23 protein-coding genes and 1 tRNA gene are annotated in these 20019 nt (G+C 64.3%); 9 read left to right on the forward strand and 15 right to left on the reverse strand.

Annotation, left to right across the window (positions count from 1 at the left end):
* The first annotated feature begins 7 nt into the window (after positions 1-7).
* Positions 8-1318 (forward strand): MFS transporter, encoded by a 1311-nt coding sequence (locus QMK22_RS04870; protein WP_283496511.1) that lies wholly within the window; start codon positions 8-10, stop codon positions 1316-1318.
* Positions 1319-1335: 17 nt separating this feature from the next.
* On the opposite strand, the gene QMK22_RS04875 is transcribed toward QMK22_RS04870, so the two are convergent.
* From QMK22_RS04875 to QMK22_RS04900, 6 genes are read right to left on the reverse strand one after another with little or no spacing between them, the layout of a single operon-like run.
* Entirely contained in the window at positions 1336-2439 is a 1104-nt protein-coding gene (locus QMK22_RS04875) for a C45 family autoproteolytic acyltransferase/hydrolase (protein WP_283496512.1), read from the reverse strand.
* Positions 2436-3272 (reverse strand): ABC transporter ATP-binding protein, encoded by an 837-nt coding sequence (locus QMK22_RS04880; RefSeq protein WP_283496513.1) that lies wholly within the window; start codon positions 3270-3272, stop codon positions 2436-2438. The genes QMK22_RS04875 and QMK22_RS04880 overlap by 4 nt, the downstream gene beginning before the upstream one ends.
* Entirely contained in the window at positions 3269-4072 is an 804-nt protein-coding gene (locus tag QMK22_RS04885) for an ABC transporter ATP-binding protein (protein WP_283496514.1), read from the reverse strand. The genes QMK22_RS04880 and QMK22_RS04885 overlap by 4 nt, the downstream gene beginning before the upstream one ends.
* The gene (locus QMK22_RS04890; protein WP_283496515.1) at positions 4072-4959 is read right to left on the reverse strand and encodes an ABC transporter permease; all 888 of its coding nucleotides are present in this window, start codon (positions 4957-4959) and stop codon (positions 4072-4074) included. The genes QMK22_RS04885 and QMK22_RS04890 overlap by 1 nt, the downstream gene beginning before the upstream one ends.
* Positions 4956-5894 (reverse strand): ABC transporter permease, encoded by a 939-nt coding sequence (locus tag QMK22_RS04895; protein ID WP_283496798.1) that lies wholly within the window; start codon positions 5892-5894, stop codon positions 4956-4958. The genes QMK22_RS04890 and QMK22_RS04895 overlap by 4 nt, the downstream gene beginning before the upstream one ends.
* Before the next feature lie 33 nt (positions 5895-5927).
* Positions 5928-7556 (reverse strand): ABC transporter substrate-binding protein, encoded by a 1629-nt coding sequence (locus QMK22_RS04900; protein WP_283496516.1) that lies wholly within the window; start codon positions 7554-7556, stop codon positions 5928-5930.
* A gap of 131 nt (positions 7557-7687) precedes the next feature.
* Between QMK22_RS04900 and QMK22_RS04905 the strand changes: the two genes are divergently transcribed.
* Positions 7688-8734 (forward strand): LacI family DNA-binding transcriptional regulator, encoded by a 1047-nt coding sequence (locus QMK22_RS04905; protein WP_283496517.1) that lies wholly within the window; start codon positions 7688-7690, stop codon positions 8732-8734.
* Positions 8735-8775: 41 nt separating this feature from the next.
* Here the strand turns inward: QMK22_RS04905 and QMK22_RS04910 are convergent, their stop codons facing one another.
* Both QMK22_RS04910 and dcd read right to left on the reverse strand, forming a co-directional pair.
* Positions 8776-9297: a hypothetical protein gene (locus QMK22_RS04910; protein ID WP_283496518.1), complete on the reverse strand. Its 522-nt coding sequence runs from the start codon at positions 9295-9297 to the stop codon at positions 8776-8778.
* Between the two features lie 68 nt (positions 9298-9365).
* A complete protein-coding gene (dcd, locus tag QMK22_RS04915) occupies positions 9366-9947 on the reverse strand; it encodes a dCTP deaminase (protein WP_283496519.1) in 582 nt (193 codons plus the stop codon).
* Positions 9948-10018: 71 nt separating this feature from the next.
* On the opposite strand from dcd, the gene QMK22_RS04920 reads away from it, so the two are divergent.
* A tRNA-Gly gene (locus QMK22_RS04920) sits at positions 10019-10092 on the forward strand.
* 180 nt (positions 10093-10272) lie between these two features.
* Positions 10273-11142 carry an NAD-dependent epimerase/dehydratase family protein gene (locus QMK22_RS04925; RefSeq protein WP_283496520.1) on the forward strand — a complete coding sequence of 290 codons (870 nt, stop codon included), beginning with the start codon at positions 10273-10275 and terminating at the stop codon, positions 11140-11142.
* 32 nt (positions 11143-11174) lie between these two features.
* Here QMK22_RS04925 and QMK22_RS04930 read toward each other — a convergent pair whose 3' ends face one another.
* Positions 11175-11618, reverse strand: a complete 444-nt coding sequence (locus tag QMK22_RS04930) for a MarR family winged helix-turn-helix transcriptional regulator (protein WP_283496521.1) — start codon at positions 11616-11618, stop codon at positions 11175-11177.
* A gap of 293 nt (positions 11619-11911) precedes the next feature.
* On the opposite strand from QMK22_RS04930, the gene QMK22_RS04935 reads away from it, so the two are divergent.
* The 4 genes from QMK22_RS04935 (at position 11912) to QMK22_RS04950 (ending at position 13867) form a co-directional block, all read left to right on the forward strand.
* On the forward strand, positions 11912-12187 hold the full coding sequence (locus QMK22_RS04935) for a hypothetical protein (RefSeq protein ID WP_283496522.1): 276 nt from the start codon (positions 11912-11914) through the stop codon (positions 12185-12187).
* A gap of 170 nt (positions 12188-12357) precedes the next feature.
* Positions 12358-12621 (forward strand): GlsB/YeaQ/YmgE family stress response membrane protein, encoded by a 264-nt coding sequence (locus QMK22_RS04940; protein WP_283496523.1) that lies wholly within the window; start codon positions 12358-12360, stop codon positions 12619-12621.
* A 164-nt stretch (positions 12622-12785) separates the two neighbouring features.
* Positions 12786-13196 carry a DUF4383 domain-containing protein gene (locus tag QMK22_RS04945; protein ID WP_283496524.1) on the forward strand — a complete coding sequence of 137 codons (411 nt, stop codon included), beginning with the start codon at positions 12786-12788 and terminating at the stop codon, positions 13194-13196.
* A 53-nt stretch (positions 13197-13249) separates the two neighbouring features.
* Complete coding sequence (locus QMK22_RS04950) at positions 13250-13867, forward strand: hypothetical protein (RefSeq protein WP_283496525.1); 618 nt, start codon at positions 13250-13252, stop codon at positions 13865-13867.
* A 63-nt stretch (positions 13868-13930) separates the two neighbouring features.
* On the opposite strand, the gene QMK22_RS04955 is transcribed toward QMK22_RS04950, so the two are convergent.
* The gene (locus QMK22_RS04955; RefSeq protein ID WP_283496526.1) at positions 13931-15277 is read right to left on the reverse strand and encodes an ATP-dependent DNA helicase; all 1347 of its coding nucleotides are present in this window, start codon (positions 15275-15277) and stop codon (positions 13931-13933) included.
* A gap of 124 nt (positions 15278-15401) precedes the next feature.
* Here QMK22_RS04955 and QMK22_RS04960 point away from each other — a divergent pair, with 124 nt between their 5' ends.
* Positions 15402-16484 (forward strand): hypothetical protein, encoded by a 1083-nt coding sequence (locus tag QMK22_RS04960; protein WP_283496527.1) that lies wholly within the window; start codon positions 15402-15404, stop codon positions 16482-16484.
* A gap of 8 nt (positions 16485-16492) precedes the next feature.
* On the opposite strand, the gene QMK22_RS04965 is transcribed toward QMK22_RS04960, so the two are convergent.
* From QMK22_RS04965 to rpmB, 5 genes are all read right to left on the reverse strand, one after another.
* Positions 16493-18481, reverse strand: a complete 1989-nt coding sequence (locus tag QMK22_RS04965; protein WP_283496528.1) for a bifunctional copper resistance protein CopD/cytochrome c oxidase assembly protein — start codon at positions 18479-18481, stop codon at positions 16493-16495.
* Positions 18482-18609: 128 nt separating this feature from the next.
* The gene (locus QMK22_RS04970) at positions 18610-18897 is read right to left on the reverse strand and encodes an HU family DNA-binding protein (RefSeq protein ID WP_066598601.1); all 288 of its coding nucleotides are present in this window, start codon (positions 18895-18897) and stop codon (positions 18610-18612) included.
* Positions 18898-19197: 300 nt separating this feature from the next.
* On the reverse strand, positions 19198-19503 hold the full coding sequence (rpsN, locus tag QMK22_RS04975) for a 30S ribosomal protein S14 (protein WP_092110538.1): 306 nt from the start codon (positions 19501-19503) through the stop codon (positions 19198-19200).
* Positions 19504-19505: 2 nt separating this feature from the next.
* Positions 19506-19673: a 50S ribosomal protein L33 gene (rpmG, locus tag QMK22_RS04980; protein ID WP_035835253.1), complete on the reverse strand. Its 168-nt coding sequence runs from the start codon at positions 19671-19673 to the stop codon at positions 19506-19508.
* A complete protein-coding gene (gene rpmB, locus QMK22_RS04985) occupies positions 19673-19909 on the reverse strand; it encodes a 50S ribosomal protein L28 (protein ID WP_035835252.1) in 237 nt (78 codons plus the stop codon). The genes rpmG and rpmB overlap by 1 nt, the downstream gene beginning before the upstream one ends.
* Positions 19910-20019: the final 110 nt, after the last annotated feature.

Below are 20019 nucleotides of genomic sequence, written 5' to 3' on the forward strand. Positions count from 1 at the left end.
TATGCACATGACCGAGACTGTCTCAACAGACGAAGGTGCTGCCCCCACGCGCGGTCGGGTGGCGGCCTGGGCATTCTGGGACTGGGGATCGGCAGCGTTCAACGCGGTCGTCACGACCTTCGTGTTCACGGTCTATTTGACCGGGTCGTCCTTCGGCGACGAGAATGTGATCTCGGCGCAACTGGGCTGGGCGCTGGCGATCGCCGGTCTGCTCGTGGCCGTACTCGCCCCGATCACCGGACAGCGTTCTGACACCTCGGGGCGGCGCAAATTTTGGCTGGGTGTCAATACCCTCGTCGTGGTCGTGATTACGGCAGCGATGTTTTTCGTTCAGGCCTCGCCGAGCTACCTCGTTCTCGGCCTGTTTCTGGTCGCTGCCGGCAACGTGTTCTTCGAGTTCGCCTCGGTCAATTACAACGCCATGCTCGCGCAGGTATCCACACCGCTCACCATCGGCAAGGTCAGCGGCTTCGGCTGGGGCATGGGGTATCTCGGCGGCATTGTGCTGCTGCTCGTGGTGTATTTCGGTTTCATTGACCCCGAGGTCGGCTTGTTCGGCGTGACGAGCGAGAACGGCCTCGCCGTGCGCGTGTCGATGCTGCTCGCCGCCGCGTGGTTCGGCCTCTCCGCTCTACCCCTGCTTCTGCGAGTGCCGGAATACCGGGCACCGGCAGCGGAGCGCCGCGAGAAGGTGGGCTTCTTCGCGTCGTACCGTGTGCTCGGCCACGACGTTGCCCGACTTTGGCGCACCAGCCGGCACACCGTGTATTTTCTGGCCGCGAGCGCAATCTTTCGTGACGGTCTCGCGGGCGTATTTACTTTTGGCGGGGTGTTGGCGGCATCCGTTTTCGGATTTTCGGCCGGCGAAGTGATTATTTTTGCCATTGCCGCCAATGTGGTGGCGGGAGTGGCCACGATGAGTGTCGGCCTGCTCGACGACCGACTCGGTGCGAAACCGGTCATTATGACGGCGCTCGTGGGCCTGCTGGTCAGCGGCCTCGTGGTGTTCTTTTTGCACGATGGCGGCCAGGTGGTGTTTTGGACCGCTGGGCTGGCCCTGACCCTGTTCGTGGGGCCGGCGCAGTCCGCCAGCCGCACATTTCTGGCCCGCCTCATTCCGGCCGGGCGGGAAGGCGAAGTTTTCGGCCTGTATGCCACGACCGGTCGAGCGGTGAGCTTTCTGGCCCCGACCGCGTTCGCGACCATGGTGACGATCTTCGGCGAGGCGTACTGGGGCATCCTCGGAATCATGCTCGTGCTGCTGCTCGGCCTGGTCCTGCTCATTCCGGTCAGGGCCAAGCAGCAGCAGATCCGCTAGCGAACCGCCGGCCCGCCCTACCGCGCGACCAGCACCGTCACGGGCGCGTGATCGTCGACGGCGGCCAGCGGTGACCCGGCCGACGCGGTCATGGTGCGGGCCTGCGCATCGAGGGTGATGGTGGCCAGGGTGGACCAACGGTTGCCCAGTGTGGCACCCGGCTCGGGCACGCAGCAAAGCTCGGCGACGTCACCCGGTCGCGAGACCAGGTACGGCACGAGTTGCGCCGCACCGGTGGGCAGCGGTCCGGCCTCCGCCCGCTCGGTGAGTACACCGAGGCGCAACTGCGAGTCCGGATCGTAGAGACCGGGCTTCTCCCCCTGACCCAGCCGGGGGTCGAGGAAGTGATTGGTGTGCAGCAGAATGCCGTTGCGCGGCCGCACCACCTGGGATCCGGTGGGATTGAGTTCGACCGTCACCGCCGCATCCGGAGTCAGCACCGTGATAGCGCTCGAGGTGCTCACCGGCGCTGATTGCAGAATCTGCAGAGCCTCCTCGAGCGTTCCGGCCTCGGCCAGAACTCGCGCCCCGACCAGGTGCACCGGCACCCCGTCGGCGCGATCGGCCTGGTGACCGAGGATATTGAGCATGATGCCCACCCCGGCGTCATTAACGCCCACCTTGCTCAGGATGCCGTGCTCGGTCAGGCCAACGAAACTGTGCGGCGTTCCATGCACCTGCTGCAGGTGCCAGCAGTCGGCCAGCTCATCGTGCCAGTCCCAGGTCTGCGCACCGACCGGGCGCGCACGGGTACTCACGATCGTTGAGCATTCGCCGGGCTTGGTCCCGGTCGAACCGTTCGCGCCGGAAAGGATTTCGGTACGCGCATTGAGCGCCGCGATCATCCAGAGCTCGTAGCCGCTCGCGTCAGCGGTGCCGCGTAGTTCCGCGGCCAGATCGGGGCTCCAGGCCTCGGTCGCGACGATGGCGCTTTCGGCGTTGGCCTGCACGACCCGCGGGTCGATGCCCGCCACGGAGAAGAGCTGGCGATAGACGCTGATCCCGGTATCGAGGGCATCGCCGAGCCGCCGGCCGCGCTGGCGACCGCGCTCGTAGGCATCCGTCGAATCGATGCTGATCAGCTGCGGGGCGAGCGAGCGCCCCAAACCCTGCACGGTCATGAGGCGATCTCCTCACGCAGAGCGCGAATCATGCCGCGCTGTGGTTTCCAGCCCGGGCGCGGCGCGCACTCCAACAGCAACTGCGTATACGGATGCTGGGGGTTGCCCAATACCTCCTCCGTTGTTCCGCGCTCGACGATCACGCCGCGTCGCATGACGACGACGTGATCAGCGATCTGCTGCACCACCGAGAGATCGTGGGTGATAAAGAGGTAGGTGAGCCCCTTTTCGGCGCGCAGTTCGGCGAGCAACTGCAAAATCTGAGCCTGCACGGTCACGTCGAGGGCGGCGACGGACTCATCGAGCACGATCACGGCGGGGTCGGCGGCGAGCGCCCGAGCGATCGCCACCCGCTGCCGCTGGCCGCCGGACAGCTCGTCGGGGCGGGCCGTGAGGTGCCGGGGTTCGAGCCCGACCTGCTCGAAGAGAGCCGCACATCGTTCACGGCGGGCCCGGGCTCCCAGCCGGGAATGGGCGCGCAGCACCTCATCGACGGCCGTGCTCACCGGCAGGCGCCGGTTGAGCGAGCTCTGCGGGTCTTGGAACACCATTTGAATCTGCTGGGCTCGGCGTCGTAATTCGTGCCGGCGGGCCTTGGCCGCAACGACACGTCCAGCCAGGGTGACCGTGCCACCGTCGGCACGCTCCAGCCCCACGATAATGCGGGCCAGTGTTGTCTTACCCGACCCGGATTCACCGACCACGGCGAGGCAGGTGCCGGCCTCGACCGTCACGGAGACGTGGTCCAGCGCCGTCACCGTTCGGCCGCGGCCGGTGTGAAAGGTGCGTGTCAGGGAATCAACCACGATGACCGGTTCTGCTGCCGCGTTCATTTGATGCCTCCTGTGCTGGTCCAGGTGATGCCCGCCGGACGGGATGCCATCAGGGCGCGGGTATACGGATGCTGCGGGTCATCCCTCAGCTGTTCGGGCACTCCGGTTTCCACGATCTCGCCGTCCTTCATTACGTTGATGCGATCACAGACCGCGGCCGCCAGGTCGAGGTCATGGGTTACAAAAAGCATGGCCATGCCCAGTTCGCGGCGACAATCGTCGAGGATTGCCATGACCTCGGCCTGGGTGGTCACATCGAGCGCGGTAGTGGGTTCGTCGGCGAGCATGAGCCGCGGTTTTCCGGCGATCGCGCCCGCAATCACCACGCGTTGCAGCATGCCTCCGGAGAGTTGGTGCGGGTAGGAGCGCAGCACCCGATCGACCTCGTCGATTCCGACCTGTTCGAGAAGTTCACCGGCGCGCACCCGAGCGGCCCGCGTGGCCAATCCCTGAGCGTCGTGCATGCCCTCCACGAGATACCGTTCGACCGGCAGTACGGGGTTGAGCACGGCGTGCGGATTTTGCGCGATCATCGACACGTCACGGGAACGCATCCGGCGCAGGTCTTCGCCACGCAGGCCGAGCACATCCTCGCCATCGAGCAAAATCTGCCCGGCGATGGTGGCATTGACCGGAGCCATGTGCAGAATCGAGCGCAGGGTCATCGACTTGCCACTGCCGGACTCACCGACCAGGCCAACGGCCTCGCCGGCCCCTACGGAAAGGGAGACCCCGCGCAGGATGGAGAGGTCGGCGTGTTTACCGGCCAGGGTGAGGGAAAGATCGTCGATCTGGAGCATCAGGCTTTCCTCCCTGCGGCGGCACGGCCGCCGAGTTTTTCGCCGATATAGCCGAGCGACGCCACGGTCAGAACGATGCACAGTCCCGCCAGCAGGCTTTCGGCGGGGTATCCCTTGAGCAGGGATTGCTGGCCGTTGCTGACCATGAGACCCCAGTCAGCGGCGGGCGGTTGCACACCGAGCCCGAGGAACGACAGCGCGGCGAGTTCGATCATGGCGAAGCCGAAGTTGATAGTGGCGCCGGTCACGATGAGCGGAGCGATGTTGGGCAGCAGGTGCCGCACGGTGATGACGGCGCCGGAGATGCCTTGCAACTGTGGTGACTGCACGTAGGGCAGGTTGCGCTCCCGCAGCGCCGTGCTGCGAATAACACGTGCCGTATATGGAATATAAGCGATCGACAGGGCGAGCGCGGCGGTGGTGATGCTCGGCCCGAACACCGCGATGGCGAGCACGGCGAGCAGCAGGTTGGGAAAGGCGAACAAGAGGTCGAGCAGCCGGCTGAGCAGCGCGTCGACCAGACCGCCCCACCAGACGCTGACCAGAGCGATGAGCGTGCCGAAGACGGCCGTCACGCCCACGACGATGAGCGGTCCGGTCAGGCTGGATCGGGCACCCCAGAGCAGACGCGAGAAGATGTCGCGGCCGGCCTGGTCGGTGCCGAACAGGTGCGCCGCCGACATGCCGCTGTATCGCTGGGTTACCGAGCCGACCGTGGGGTCATACGGAGCAATCACTGGTGCCAGCACGGCGCCGAGCACCGCAACGAGAACGATGGCGATCGCGATCAGGCCGAGCACGCCCATCCGCTCGTAGAGAGCGACGAAGAAGCGGGCCAGCGGCGTGCCGGCCGGCCGGGTGTGCGTGGGAAGAATGTGTGCGCTCATGCGCTGAGCCCCAATCTCACTCGCGGGTCGATACTGGCATACAACAGGTCGACCAGCAGGTTGATGATGCCGAAAGCGCCGACCAGGATGATGGCGATTGCCTGCACGATCGCGAAGTCCTTGCGTTGCACGGCACTGACCAGGAGGGTACCAAGGCCGTCCAGGGTGAAGGCGTACTCGACCACGAACGATCCGGCGATGAGGCCGGCGATGTGGACGCCGACGATGGTGCTCACCGGCAGCATCGAGTTGCGAATGACATGGCGCCGCAGCACCAGCCCGCCGGGCACGCCGCGGGCCAGTGCCATCGCGGAATGCTCGCTGTCCCGCTCCTCGCGAATGGCCGTGCGGGTAATGCGGGCCACGACCGCGGTCGAAGGAAGCGCCAGCGCGAATGCCGGCAGGGTGAGGTGCCAGATGCGGTCGAGAAAGCCGTCGCCGCTGCCAAAGACGGGAAACCAGCCCAGCGCCACACTGAACACGCTCATCAGAATAAGCGCGGCGAAGAAGGTTGGAATGGCAAAGCCGAGGTTGGAGCCCAGCACGATGATCTTGTCGAGCGCTCCATCGCGGGTACCGGCAATGATACCCAGGCCGATACCCAGTACCACGATGATCACCGCCGCAAGCGAGACCAGCATGAGGGTGGTGGGCAGTCGGTTGGCGAGCATTTCGCCCACGTCCTGCCGATTGGCCAGGGATTGCCCGAAATCGCCGTGCAGAACGTTGGTGATCCAGTTCCAGAAGCGAACCAGGAAAGGGTCGTCCAGTGAATACTGCTCCCTGATAGCGGCGAGCACGTCGGGTGAGACCGTGCGTCCCTGCACCAGAAAGTTCTCCGGGCTACCGGGTGCAGCGTACATCGCACCAAAGACGAGAAAACTCGACACGACGAGCACCCCGGCGAGCGCCAGCAGCCTGCGTATGACAAACATCACGTGAACGACCCTTTTCAGTGTGAGCGGTGGTTACTCGGCAGCGCCGAGGTCGGCTGCCCACGGGTAGTACAGGTACACGAACGAGGCCGGCACACCGGTGACCCGATCGTTGAGGAACAGTCGTACCGACGGGTCGACGATCGGGATCCACGGGAGTTCGGCCATGGCCAGCTCCTGAATTTCGTTCACGATCGTCGCGCGGTCCTCGTTATCGCTGGCTGCGCCGGCGTCGGCCAGCAGACCATCTACCTCAGCATTGCTGTAAGCGTTGTAGTTCTGTCCGCCGGCGCTGCCGAGGATGGTGCGCAGAAAAGCGAGCGGGTCGGGAATATCCATGTAGTTCGCGGTCACGAAGGCGTCGTGGCCGGCGCGTGCCTCGGGGTCGGAGAAGAAGGCACCGAACTGTGCGCTCGGCACTCCCTCGGGAACGACGGTCAGCCCGATGGCGCTCGCGCCGTTGGAGATCTCCGAGATGATGTCGGCGTAATACGTGCGCTCCGACGGGTAGACGATGGAGATCGGCTGGGTCAGGTCGGTCGTGGCGGCCTTCAGGGCTTCCTTGGCTGCTTCGATGTCGACGGCGGTCGGTCGGAGATCAGCGCGGCCTTCTTCGAAGACATCATTGGCGTAGGACCACGCGTTGTTCGGTACCAGCGATGAGGATGCCTCGGCGGTGCCCTCGAAGACCGTCGCGGCAATCGCCTCTCGGTCTGTCGCGAGCATAAGAGCCTGGCGCACGGCCGGGTCTGCGAAGGCGCCATTACCGGTGCCGATGATGGCGATGATCTGTAGCGACCGCCCCAGAATCAGGCTCCCGTTGGTGGCCGATTCCAGAGTGGCGATCGAGCCGAGCGGCACGTCGTAGGACCCGTCGATGGCACCGGTGCTGAGGGCGTTGGAGATAGCGGCGGCGTCAACGATGAAGCTGATGTCGACCTGTGCGGTCTTGGCGACCTTCTGGGCGTTCCAGTAGTTGTCGTTGCGTTCCAGGGAGATGCTCTGGCCCTGGTTCCAGGCACCAACCGAGTACGGGCCGGTGCACATGACGCCACCGGCGGGGGTGCCGTAGGTGTCGCCGGCTGCCACGCGGTGCGCCTGCTCAACGACGTTGCCGATCGGGGTGGCGAGGTAGGAGTTGAAGGTGGCGTCCGGCCTGGTGAGCGAAACGGTCACCTCCCAGTCACCGGTCTTTTCGATCGACGCAATGTTGCCAGCGACGTCGCCGGCCCAGTAACTGCCCTCGTTCGGATCGAGTTGACGGCCCAGACTGTAGACCACATCGTCCGTCGTCATGGGTTCGCCATCCCAGAACTCGACGCCCTGGCGAATCGTGTAGATCCAGGTGGAGGCATCCTGGCTCTCGACACTTTCGGCCAGGTTGGGCGCAATGCTGTAGTCGGGCTGCAATTGCATGAGTCCCTCACACAGGTTGGCCACAACCGTATTCTCGGGGTAGTTGTAAGCCTTGATCGGGTCGATCGAGGCCGGCTCGCCGAACGGCAGGTTCCAGGTGGCCAGGTCGAGTTCTCCGCCGGCCGGAGTCGTGACAGCCAGGTCGTCGGTGCTGAGGCCGGGTGCTGCGCCATCGGTGTTTCCCGCGGCGCAGCCGCTGAGGGCCACGGCCAGCACGCCGAATATGGCGACTGTTCTCTTCTTCATGTCGTGCTCCTAGAATTCATCATTGCTGTGACGTGCAAGGGCTTTTATGAGAACCTAACTGACCAAAACGTTTTGGTCTAGTGATTGTACAAAACGTTTTGGTATTGGAAATATGCCTGTAACGTTCCGGTATGAGCTTCATTCCGGAACGGAGACGCGCCACGATCCACGATGTAGCGCGCGAAGCCGGGGTCTCCATCACCACGGTGTCGCACTCGCTCAACGGCAAGGGAGTGGTGGCCTCGGCCACGAGGCAGCGTGTGCTCGACACCGCCGAACGCCTCGGCTACAGCGCCGATGCCATCGCCCGCGGGCTGCGCAGCAACCGACTCGGGGTGCTCGGCCTGGTCATCCGCCCGCTCGACACCCTCGATTCCTACCAACCTGCCGGGGTGGATTATTTCGTGCGTTTTGCCGGCGCCGCGGCGGTGGAAGCCCTCGATCGGGGATTCGGTCTCATGCTGGTGCGCGACCCGACCACCAAGAACGTGCCGGGCATCGCCCTCGCCGTCGACGGCTTCATCATCTCCGACCCGACCGGCAACGACCCGGTCATCACCCTTTTACAACGAAATGGCATTCCGCTCGTGACGGTGGGCCGCGACGTGGGCCGCGACGACTTCACCGACTGGCTGGGCCTCGGCACCGCCGAGGATGCCCGCGCGGTACTCGCCCACCTCACCGAGCGCGGCGCACGGCGCATTGCTCTGGTCGTCGGAACCGATACCAACGCCTGGAACGCCGACAGCGAGCTCACCTATCGAGAGTGGGCCAGCGCGCACGCTGAGGCTGCCGTCGTCTACCAGCAAGACGAAACGGCGGGCGAGGCCGGCGGTGAGGCGATCGCCGAACAAATGCTCGCCGTGGCCGCAGTACAGGGACTGCCCGACGCGGTGTACTGCCTCACCGGGCGTCACGCGGCGGGATTGCAGCGCCGGCTCCAGCGAGCCGGCTACGACGTGCCGGCTGACATCATGATCGTGGCTGGCTCCGATTCCGAGCAGACGCGCAACAGCGCCCCACCGATCACCTCGATCGACCTGACGCCCGAGATCACCGCGAAGGCCGCGGTGGATTTTCTGGTGCGGCGCATCGAGGGCGATACCGACAGCAGCCCGCCGGTGATCGTGAACGTGCTCCGACAGCGCCAGTCCACGAACCGCGTGGCTGCCCGGTAGCGGCGCCGCGCGGGCATCCACTTGAAAACGGATGCGCGTGCTTAGCGAATGCGGGTGGCCTCGTTGTGTTCAATGAGTTGCCAACTGGCGCCCTCATCGGCGGAGACCCAGGCCTCCCACTTGTAGCTGTCGGGGGTGATGGCGGTGAAGTTCCAGCGGATCGGGCGGCCGTCGGTGCGGGTGCCCTCCTGCCGCACACCGTGGCGGTAGGGGGTGGCAATGAGTTGGCAGTATTCGCCGAGCGTTGGGGCGAAATAGCTCACCCGCCAGGCGCCGGCGAACGGGTCGTAGACGCGCACGGTAGTGGCGACGGTTTCATATCCCGACGGATGCGCCGGGTTCACGACCAGCTCGACGTCTTGCACGGCCCGGCCATCGAGGATGAATTCCACCATCCAAACGAAGTCGCGTTCACTCCACTCGCCGGTGGTCTCGTTGAGCCGGGACCCCTTCGCCGCCCAGGACCCCACCATCTGGCCGAAGCGATGCATGCGCCCGGGGTAGGCCGGCGTGGGGCCGTGCGCAATGAGCGCCTCGTCGAATCGGGTGGGCATGGAGGTCATACCCGAATTTTACCCGACCTGAGGTTACGTACGGATTACCCGTAGGCATCCGTCTGCGCTGGAGGGGGTTAGCGGTCGATGCTGGTGCGGTGAAAGTTCTGAAACGAGCGCGAGGCCGTCGGGCCGCGCTGGCCCTGGTAGCGGGAGCCGTATTCGCTGGAGCCGTAAGGCTTTTCGGCCGGGGAGCTGAGCTGAAAGAAGCACAGCTGGCCGATCTTCATACCGGGCCAGAGCTTGATGGGCAGCGTCGCAACATTGCTGAGTTCGAGCGTGACGTGGCCCGAGAAGCCGGGGTCGATGAATCCGGCGGTGGAGTGGGTAAGCAGGCCGAGACGACCGAGCGAACTCTTACCCTCGAGGCGTGCGGCCACGTCGTCGGGCAGGGTGACCTGCTCGTAGGTGGCGCCGAGCACGAATTCACCCGGGTGCAGAATAAACGGCTCGTCGGGCTTGGTCTCGATGAGGTGGGTCAGCTCGGGCTGGTCTTCGGCCGGATCAATATAGGCGTACTTGTGGTTGTCGAACAGCCGAAACAGGCGGTCGAGGCGCACGTCGATGCTCGACGGCTGGATCATCGCGGGGTCGAGCGGCTCTAAACCGATTCGTCCAGCGTCGAGTTCGGCCTTGATATCGCGATCGGAGAGCAGCACGGTGCCAGCCTAGCCGTGAGGGGTTGATATGCTGACAACGTTCCGATTGTTGTTCACTCACGGTCGGGCGCGCGGATGTAGTTCAATGGTAGAACTTCAGCTTCCCAAGCTGATAGCGCGGGTTCGATTCCCGTCATCCGCTCCACATTTTGTGCTCACTCGATGATTTTGTGGGGTGCAACCCGGCCCTAACCCCACGAAGTTGTCCAGTCAGCGCTCTCTGCTGTGTTGACACCTTCCGGTCGTACCGTTCGGCGAACTGTCATGGTGCGCCCGATAGCGTGAGAGCACTGAAAACGGTCACGAACACGAAAGTAGGAGAGCGATGACGGTACTGATTGCCGGATGCGGCGACCTCGGCACCGAAGTAGGTCTGCGGTTCGCCCGGCTGGGGCACCAAGTGGTCGGGCTGCGTCGCAACGCCAGTGTGCTCCCACCGGAAATCTCCGGCCAGTCCGTCGACCTCAGCGTGCAGAAACCGGTTATTCCGGTCGACACAGAGTTCGTTGTGGTGGCCATCTCCGCCGGCAGCCCCACGGAAGCCGCCTACCGGGCTGCCTACCTCGACGGCCTGCGCAACCTGCTCGATGCCATCGATGAGGCCCGCGTCACACCGCTGAGAGTGCTCCTGGTCTCATCGACGGCCGTGTACAACGTCAACGACGGTAGTTGGGTCGACGAGCAGACGCCGGCAAACCCGAAACCGGGCACTGATTCCATCGTGCTCGACGCCGAACGGATGCTCCACACCCGCCTCCCCGCCGCCACCGTGCTGCGCCTGGCCGGCCTCTACGGCCCCGGACGCGAACGCCTGATCACCCAGGTGCGGCAGGGTGCCACCCTGTCGGCCGAGTCCCGCCACACCAACCGCATACACCGGGACGACGCCGCCGCCGCGATCGTTCACCTGCTGCTCCGCCCGCAACAGCCGGCACCGCTCTATCTCGGCGTCGACAATGCCCCGGTGCCCAGCAACGAGGTCCTGACTTTTCTCGCCACCGAGCTCGGCCTGGCCGAGCCCGGCTACCGGCCCGGGAAGGAGTCAGACCCCGAACCCACTCGTGAGAGCCAACGCGGCGGCGACAAGCTCCTGAATAACCGGCTGCTGCGGGACACCGGCTTTGCCTTCAGCTATCCCACCTACCGTGACGGCTATCGCGCGCTTTTGGCGGGAGCTGGAACCCGCCACAGCTAAGTGTTTCAGCCCGGTGATCCCGCAGAGCTGGTCTAGCGCGGCTCGTTCAGCTCTCGAGCATCGCCGGCCCCGATGGACAACGCCATCGCGGCCAGGAGGTCGCCCAGTCGAGCCTGGTCTTCCGGGCTCACGTCGCGCACGGCACGGGCGATGAGTGCCTCAAAGTCGTCGTATATCGTCTGGGCGATCTGCCCGGCGGCCGGCGCGAGCTCGAGTAGCAGGCTGCGCCGATCATGGGGGTGGGGCACGCGTGTGACCAGATCCATGGCCACCAGGCGATTGGAGATCGCGGTCACGGCGCCCGTCGTCATTTGCAGCGCTTCGGCGAGCATTTTGGGCGTAATGCCGCCGGTCTCCACGATGCGGGCCAGGGCGCGCAGCTCCGTCCCGGTCAGATTGAACTGCGCGGCCACCCGAGTGCGATTGCGATCCAGCGCGCGCAAAAAAGCCACAGCGGATGCCGACATCGCATTCATGGAACGCCCCCCGCACTCATGCCCGCCCATGCACTCTCCCGAATTCTGGCCTGCCGGAATCGTCTCAGCGCAGCCGCGCAGAACTACCCGTCGGGCCGTTCCTTACTGACAGCGTAGCCGATTGCGCGAATCGCTTATAGATTAAATAGTTTGCACTCTGAGGCAATTACCGTAGTGTGAAAACTCGTACCGACGGTCCAGTCGGGACAACCGTGGGCCACAGTGATCGACCACGCCCCGATTCAGGCCGCACGCGTCGACCCACCCCTTGCCCCAACGAAATGGACCGTGCAATGCCCAGCTACCGGTTGACGATCAACGACGACTGGTTCTACCTCGCCGGCGATTACAACATTCCGGGCCTCAAGGCCGCCCTCACGGCGGCCGTGCACAACGGCGGCGGCTTCGTCGATATCTTCAGCTCCCTGAGCTCGCACATTTCCCTGCTCATCACGAGTCATTCCAACGTGAAATTTGAGACGATCTTTCCGGATGACGCTCCCGGCACGATCGAGTCCACGACGGGAATTACCTCCTCGTACATCGATGACGACTACTGGCTCGATTAGCCAGTGTCAGCGGTGCGTGCGCCGCTGCATCCGCTGTTTCGATGCCTTTCGCACGTCTGGAATCAAACCATTGACGAACCGTGTGCACCCGGGTAAATTCACGGCACATCGGGTGCATTGCATTGCACCGCTCGCTCACTGACCGCACAACTCAACTGAAAGGCAGTCTCATGAGTTTCCTCGGATTCCTACTGCTCGGTCTTATTGCCGGCGCGATCGCAAAGGCAATCCTTCCCGGCCGCCAAGGCGGGGGCTGGTTCATCACCCTGCTGCTCGGTGTCGTCGGCGCCTTCCTCGGCGGCTGGCTCGGCGGGCTCCTGTTCAACGTGAATCTGGGCGACTTCTTCTCCCTGACCACCTGGATCCTCGCCATTGTCGGATCGCTGATCGTGCTGCTCATCTACGGTGCGATCGTGAACCGCCGCAAGGCCTGACCGACACAAACGTTGAGCGCGGTGCCCAGATCCTGGGTGCCGCGCTTTCGTATGCCCCCGCCGGCAGACTCGACGAACCCAACGCGCACCAATCCGAAAAGGCAGCAGTTCCGAATACCTAGCAACCACGGAGTTAGCCGTGAATGACACAGGAGGCACCTGAAATGCGCACATCACCCAATCGCCTGATCGCCACCGTCTTCGGTGCGGTCTACGTTCTCGTCGGATTGCTCGGATTTGCCGTCACCGGCAGCGTCGGCTTCATCGCCACCCAGGGTGGACTGCTGCTGGGCATCTTCGAAGTCAACCCGTTGCACAACGTCGCGCACCTTCTGATCGGTGCCGCGCTGCTCATCGCGGGCGTTTCCAACGCCATGGCGGCCAAGGCCGCCAACAGCACCATCGGCGCTGTTTACCTGCTGCTGGGTATCGTCGGCTTCTTCATCGCGAGCACCTCGTTGAATATTCTGGCGCTCAACACCGCTGACCACTTTCTGCACCTCGCCAGCGCGATCGTACTCCTCGGGGTCGGCCTCACCGCCGACAAGACGCTTCGCAGCCGCGCCACGGCCTAGCACCAGCACCAGCACTCCACCCCTTCACAGCAGCAGATTCCCCAAGGAGCATTATGTCCCCGGTCATTCGCACCTGGCTCGGTTTCGCCGCTCTCGGCGCCGCGCTGATCCACCTGGCCGTGGGCGCGACCGCTCCATTTCCCCTGTCGGTTCTCCTGGTCGGGTTCGGCTTGGCTGAACTCGCCTGGGGAATCGCCACCCTCGCCACTGGCCGCGTGCTCACCGCCCGAATCGTGGTGGGCGCCACCCTCATTCCGGTCTTGATTTGGGGAGCAACCGCTGTCCTGGGCAGCGGCCTCGGCGTGACAAGCGCCCAGACCGGTCTGCCGCTCTACCCAATGGCGGTGGCGTCACTGTTCAACCTGTTTCTGGCCGCCACGGTGGCCATCGCACTGCGGCGCGCAGCGAACGGACCCCCTACGGCCGTCGGTGCCGCCGCGCTCCGTGCAGCCACACCCAGCGCGTCCACACCCAGCGCGTCCACATCCAGCGCGTCGTCGCCGAGCGGCTGGCGCTTTCTCACCGGCTTGGTCGTCGGCGGTTTTCTGCTCTCGGCACTGACCACTCCGGCCCTCGCCGCAACCGAGGTCGGCTCCCACGCGGTACCCCACGGTTCACACGGAGTTACCCAGTTGATCGTGCCTAACTCGGGCGGCCACGGGTCACACTAGATTCCTCGCAGAGAGTGAACCGGGCCCCGCCGACAGTCTGGTCAGGCGGGTCGCCCGGTTTCCTCAGTCGGTGGGACCCGCGCCGGAATCCTGTCCCAACGGGTCCAGACCCGCCAAGTCGGCCACGGGGGGCACGACCTCCATGTTCATGAACCGTTGGACATTCTCGTCCACGATGATGTCGCTCGGCCGCAGCGGCCGGGTCAGGTACAGGCCATCGAGGCTGGTCAGCCGGCTCAACGCGACGTAGGTCTGACCGGGGCTGAATACCCGGGCGCCGAGATCCACGATGGCCCGTTCATAGGTGGCCCCCTGCGATTTGTGAATGGTGACCGCCCAAGCCAACCGCAACGGAAACTGCGTGAATTCCGCCACGACATCCCGGCTCAGCTTCTTGGTCGCCGCGTTATAGGTGTACTTGTACTTTTCCCACACGGTCGGCTCAACCTCGTGCACGTCGCCGTCGATATCGACGAAAACCGTCGAGGTGACCTTAGTCACGGTGCCGATGCTGCCGTTCACCCAGCGCGGGCCACCATCGAGCGGCGAATCGTTGCGCAGAAACATCACCTGCGCGCCCACCTTGAGCTCGAGCACCTCGTCGGCCGGAAACTGCTTGCCGCCAAAATCTCCGGTGATATCGGCTTTCGCCGTGAGGGATTTACCCGACAGCTTTTTCAAAGCGGATGCGTTGATGCGGTTCACCGCGTCATTGCGCGTGGCGAGGGTGATCACGCCCTCACTGGGCGGAGTTCGCGCCCCCGCGCCGTTGAGCGCACCGCCGATCTCGGCGGTGACCTGACCGTGGCGCACAGCGTTGAGCATGAGCTTGAAGTCGTTGTCGTGCTGGCGGTGAATCTCGGTCAACTCGAAGATGCGCAGTTCCGCATCACGCCAAACCTTCGCGTCAAAGAACCACATTGACCGGTAGTGATCGGCGAAATAGGCGCGCTCATCGGGGCCGCCGGGCACCGGTGCCAGCTGATAGGGGTCTCCGAACAATACGATCTGCACTCCGCCGAACACGTCGAATGGCCGCTGCCGGGCCTGCCGCAGGCTGCGGTCGATCGCGTCCATCAGGTCGGCGTTGACCATCGACACCTCGTCGATGACGAGGGTGTCAATGGTGTTGAGGAGCTTGCGCACCTGATCGTTCTGGTCGATCGGGCTGTCGGCGATGACGCCGATCGGCAGCCGAAACAGGGAGTGGATGGTCTGCCCGCCCACGTTCAGCGCCGCGACCCCGGTGGGCGCGGCAATCACGATCTGCTTGCTCGTGTTCCAGGAGAGATGGTTCAGCAGGGTCGACTTACCCGTTCCGGCGCGGCCGGTGACGAATACGTTCTGTTTGGTGCCTTCGATCGCCGCGAAGATCAGCGCCTGTTCACGGCTGAGCGGAATCTCGGACACGGCACACTTTCTCTGGCAGGCGAATGCTGCACGGGGGACATCCCACTGTAACCTCCCGGCAGAGTTCGCGGGCACGACAGCGGCCGTGGCCTTCTGGCCGACCCGCCCCACATACAATATTGAAGTGACCATTCCGGCCGAAGAAAAACCGGCGAGCGGGCGCCGCGGCAGCATGCTCCGGGCCATTCTCGCCATTGCGGTGGTCGCCGCACTCCTGGCCGCCGGCCTCGCCGGCACCATCGTGGCCCTCAACCGCACCGTGTACAGCGCGGGCGGCTTCGTGCAGCAGTACCTCGATGCCATCGCTCGCGGCGACACCGTTGGGGCTCTCGCGCTCGGCGGGGTCATGCCCTCATCGGCGGAGTTGACCGCCTGGGGGCTGAGCGACGAGGTCGCCGCAAATCTGCCCGAAACGCTGCTGCGCGCATCCGTTCTCGATGGCCTGAGCAATATTGAACTCGCGAGCGCCACCGCAACGCCCGCCTCCGACGACGGAACCGCCCAGACCGTCGTGTTCGACTTCGATCTGGACGGCACCGCGTCAAGCATGGTGTTCACGGTCGAGCGGTCGGGGACCTTCGCCGGCGTCTTCAACGCCTGGACCTTCGCCGTCAGCCCGCTCGCGGTACTGGAAGTCTCAGTGCTGCACGAACGCACGTTCAGCGTGAACGGTCTCACCCTGGACACGCGCGCCCACATCAAAGCGGATGCCCCCGCCACCTTCTCGACGTCCGCCGCCTATCTCGCCTTCGCCCCGAACCGGTACACCTTGGAACACGACTCGACCATGCTGACGTCGAAGAAGTCCACCGTGCGCGTCACCGCCGCCGGGCCGACGGACGTTGAGGTGGATGCCATGCCGAACGAGGCGATGGTGTCCCAGGTTCAGTCGGAGTTGAACAAGTTCCTCGACGAGTGCGCGACCCAAACGGTGCTGCAACCCACGAGTTGCCCGTGGGGCATCACCATCGACGATCGGATTACGAGCACTCCGACCTGGTCGATCACGACCTATCCCACCGTCGCCCTCACCGCTGGTGAGCTGTCCTTCGAAATGGCCGCCGCTCCGGGGCTGGCGCACATTGTGGTCGAGGTTCAGTCCCTGTTTGACGGTGACATCAGCGATCGCGATGAAGACGTGCCCTTCACGATGGGACTCAGCGTGATCGTGCAGCCCAGCGGCGCCCTGGCCATCCAGCTGCATTGACTCCCAACCTAGTTCGGCATCTCGACATCGTGTTTGGCGAGGCGGGCCAGCCGGGCGTTGTAGGCAACCAACTCGGCGTCGTCGGTGCGGTCAGCCGTGCGATCCAAGCGTCGCGCTACCTTGGTGTCGTCCCGGCTCCACTGCACGGCCACCACAATGGCCAGGGCGATCGTGGGCAGCTCACCCACGCCCCAGGCGATGCCGCCCCCCATCTGCTGGTCAGCAATCGCGCTGAGGCCCCACGTGCGGCCCATGGCACCGAACCAGTCAGCCAACAGCAGGCTCGTGCCCATCATCAGCGCCACGCCGAAGAAGGCGTGGAAGACCATGGTGCCGATGAGGAGCAGGAATCGGAACGCGTAGGGCAACCGGAACGGAACTGGATCGATCCCGATGATGGACTGCACAAACAGGTAGCCGGTGATGAGAAAGTGCACCGTCATCCACTCGTGCCCGATGTGGTCGGTCGCGGCCCAGCTGAAGAGCGGCGTGTAGTAGAACACCCAGAGCGAACCGGCAAATAGCCCGGCAGCGACGAGCGGATTGGCGACAATGCCGGCGAACTTGGAGTGCACCGCGATCAGAATCCACTCGCGCGCTCCACGGCTGCCGTCCTTGCGGTTGTGGATGGCTCGCGCCGCCAGGGTCACCGGAGCGCCGGGCACGAGCAGCAACGGAACCAGCATGGTGAGCATCATGTGCATGAGCATGTGTGCCGAGAACAAGTAGTCAACGTAGACGTTGAGGCCACCGCTCGTGAGATAGAACAAGATCACGAGGCCACTTACCCAGAGCAGCGAACGGTAGATCGGCCATTTATCGCCCCGCCGGTGCAACCGCCAGACGCCGGCCAGGTAGAAGAAGATACCGAAGGCGCAGAACAGCAGCCAGGCCAGGTCGACGTTCCACTCCGTGAAGTAGCGCGAGAAGGTCAACTCGGGCGGCAACAGCTCCCCGGTGAGCACCTGGGCGGGCGTGGACTGCGGAATATCGGTCGCGACGACCTGCGCCACGGGTGTCGCCGTGCGAGCGAGTGCGGCGGCGACACCGGAGGCGAGGCCCATGAAACCCAGCTCGGTGACGATGAGCCACCAAAACCAGCGTCCCCGTGCCGGCTCGCTGCGCTCCAGGCGCGTGATGAAGAAGCGTCGTTGCAGAACACCGAACACCCCAAGAGCGCCGAGGGCGGCGATTTTAACCAACACGAGAACGCCATAGGGGGTGAACAGGTTGTCCCAGGTGCCGATGCGCAGTTGAGCGCTGACAAAGCCGGAGGCGGCCACGGCGATGAAGGAGATCAACGCGAGCGAGGAATAACGCCCGATCACCGAACGGATGCGGTCGCTATCGAACTGGGTGCGCAGCACGATGATGGTGAGCAGGCCGCCCAGCCAGATCGCGGCGAAGACGAGGTGCAGCCCGAGGGCCGTGATCGCGGCGTTGTGTCCAGCGGCTCCCGCGGAGTGACCCTGCTGAGCCATGGGCAGCAGGGAGGACAGCGCCAGCACGGCGACGAAGACCAGGGCGGTCAGGTTGCGCACGGCGAAGCACAGCACGGTGACGGCGGCGGCGATCAGGGTTGTCGCGAGCCAGGCCTGCCCCAGTTCGATCTGACTGAAGAACTGCCCGACCGTGGCACTGAATTGATCGCTCATGCTCAGCGGCACGTTGGTGACCTGCAGGAAGGTCAGAAATCCGGTGACACCGGAGGAGACGGCGAGCAGCGCGGCGGACGCGGCGGCAAAGTCCAGGGCGGTATTGAACTCGCGTTCCTTCGGACTGAGCGCGAACAGTGTGAGCACGAGCGACCCGATCGTCCCGGCGGCCGCAACGTTGACGACGAGCTTGGCGAGCGGGAGGCCCCAGCGCACCACCGGTCCCGGGTCAGCGAGCAGCTGGGCCGCGGCGCCACCGCCAAAGCTCAGAGCGAGAAGGGTGGACAACACAGCGACCAGCAGCAGGGCTGCCGGTCCAAGAACGCGGACGAGACGGGGCACCAGCCCAGCTTATTCGCCCAGCCCGGGACATCCGTCGCCCCAACGCGTCGTCGCCCCGAGAAACGCACGCCGCGGGCACAAAAAAAAGGGGCGCCGACCGTGGTCGACACCCCTTTTAGGACTTCAAGCTACTTGGCGGCAGCCTTGAGCTTGCTTCCGGCGGTCAGCTTGACGCGGTGGCCGGCAGCGATGGCGATTTCTTCGCCGGTCTGCGGGTTGCGACCGGTGCGAGCGGCCGTAGCGGTGCGCTCGACTCCCAACCATCCGGGGATGGTGACCTTACCGTCATTGGCAACGGTGTCGGCCAGGGTTGCGAAGAAAGCGTTCAGAACGCCATCAACGGCGGCCTGGCTCTGTCCGGAGTCAGCGGCAACCTTGGCAACGAGCTCGGTCTTGTTCAGCGACTTGTCAGCCATTGAGTGTCCTCCTCGGACCTTCGTCTGTGTTAACAGCGATATTCGTTATACGGATGTTTCTCGAAAGAGAAGCCCCGCCGGTCGGATCGACCGAGTTGAAATCTAGCATTGATCCGCCAAGAACCCCGGATTTACGGCGTTTTCGGGCCAGTTCGGAGCAGTTTCACCGTCTGGAGCACCCGATTTTCGCTCTCAGGCGAATCCTCGGGGAAACAAAACGGGATGTCGACCGAAGCCGACATCCCGTTTGGATGTTTCAGAGGCCGTCAAAGCTCGCGCTTCAACGGCTGCCAGAAGGAGTTACCAGCTGGACTTGGTGATGCCGGGCAGCTCGCCGCGGTGCGCCATGTCGCGAAACCGTACACGCGAGATGCCGAACTTGGAGAGGTGGCCACGGGGACGACCGTCAACGGCGTCACGGTTGCGCAGGCGCACCGGGCTCGCGTTGCGCGGCAGCTTCTGCAGGCCCTTGCGAGCGGCTTCACGCGACTCGTCGGTGCCGGCCGGGTCAACCAGGGCCTTCTTCAGCTCAAGGCGCTTGACGGCGTAGCGCTCGACGATGACCTTGCGCTGGTTGTTCTTGGCAATCATGCTCTTCTTCGCCATGTTTAGCGCTCCTCACGAAAGTCAACGTGCTTGCGGATAACCGGGTCGTACTTCTTGAGTACGAGACGGTCGGGGTTGTTGCGACGGTTCTTCTTGGTTACGTAGGTGTAACCGGTTCCTGCCGTCGAACGAAGCTTGATGATCGGACGGACGTCATGTGCCTTGGCCATTAGATCTTCACCCCACGAGCGAGTACGTCCTTGACGACGGACTCGATACCACGAGCATCAATTACCTTGATGCCCTTTGCGGACAAGGTCAGTGTGACCTTGCGACGAAGCGACGGCACGTAGTACGTCTTCTTCTGAACGTTCGGGTCGAAACGACGCTTGGTGCGCCGGTGCGAGTGCGAAATGTTGTGTCCGAAGCCGGGAACAGCTCCGGTCACCTGGCATACAGATGCCATGATTTCCTCCATTACCGAAGGGCGAATGCCCTTCCCAAGATCCCTTGTCGACGGGCACAACTCCACATCAGCCCAAGGCTGCAGGGAGAAACGCCCGCAATGTACGCACA

Source organism: Cryobacterium sp. PH29-G1, assembly GCF_030063365.1.
Taxonomy (GTDB): Bacteria; Actinomycetota; Actinomycetes; order Actinomycetales; family Microbacteriaceae; genus Cryobacterium.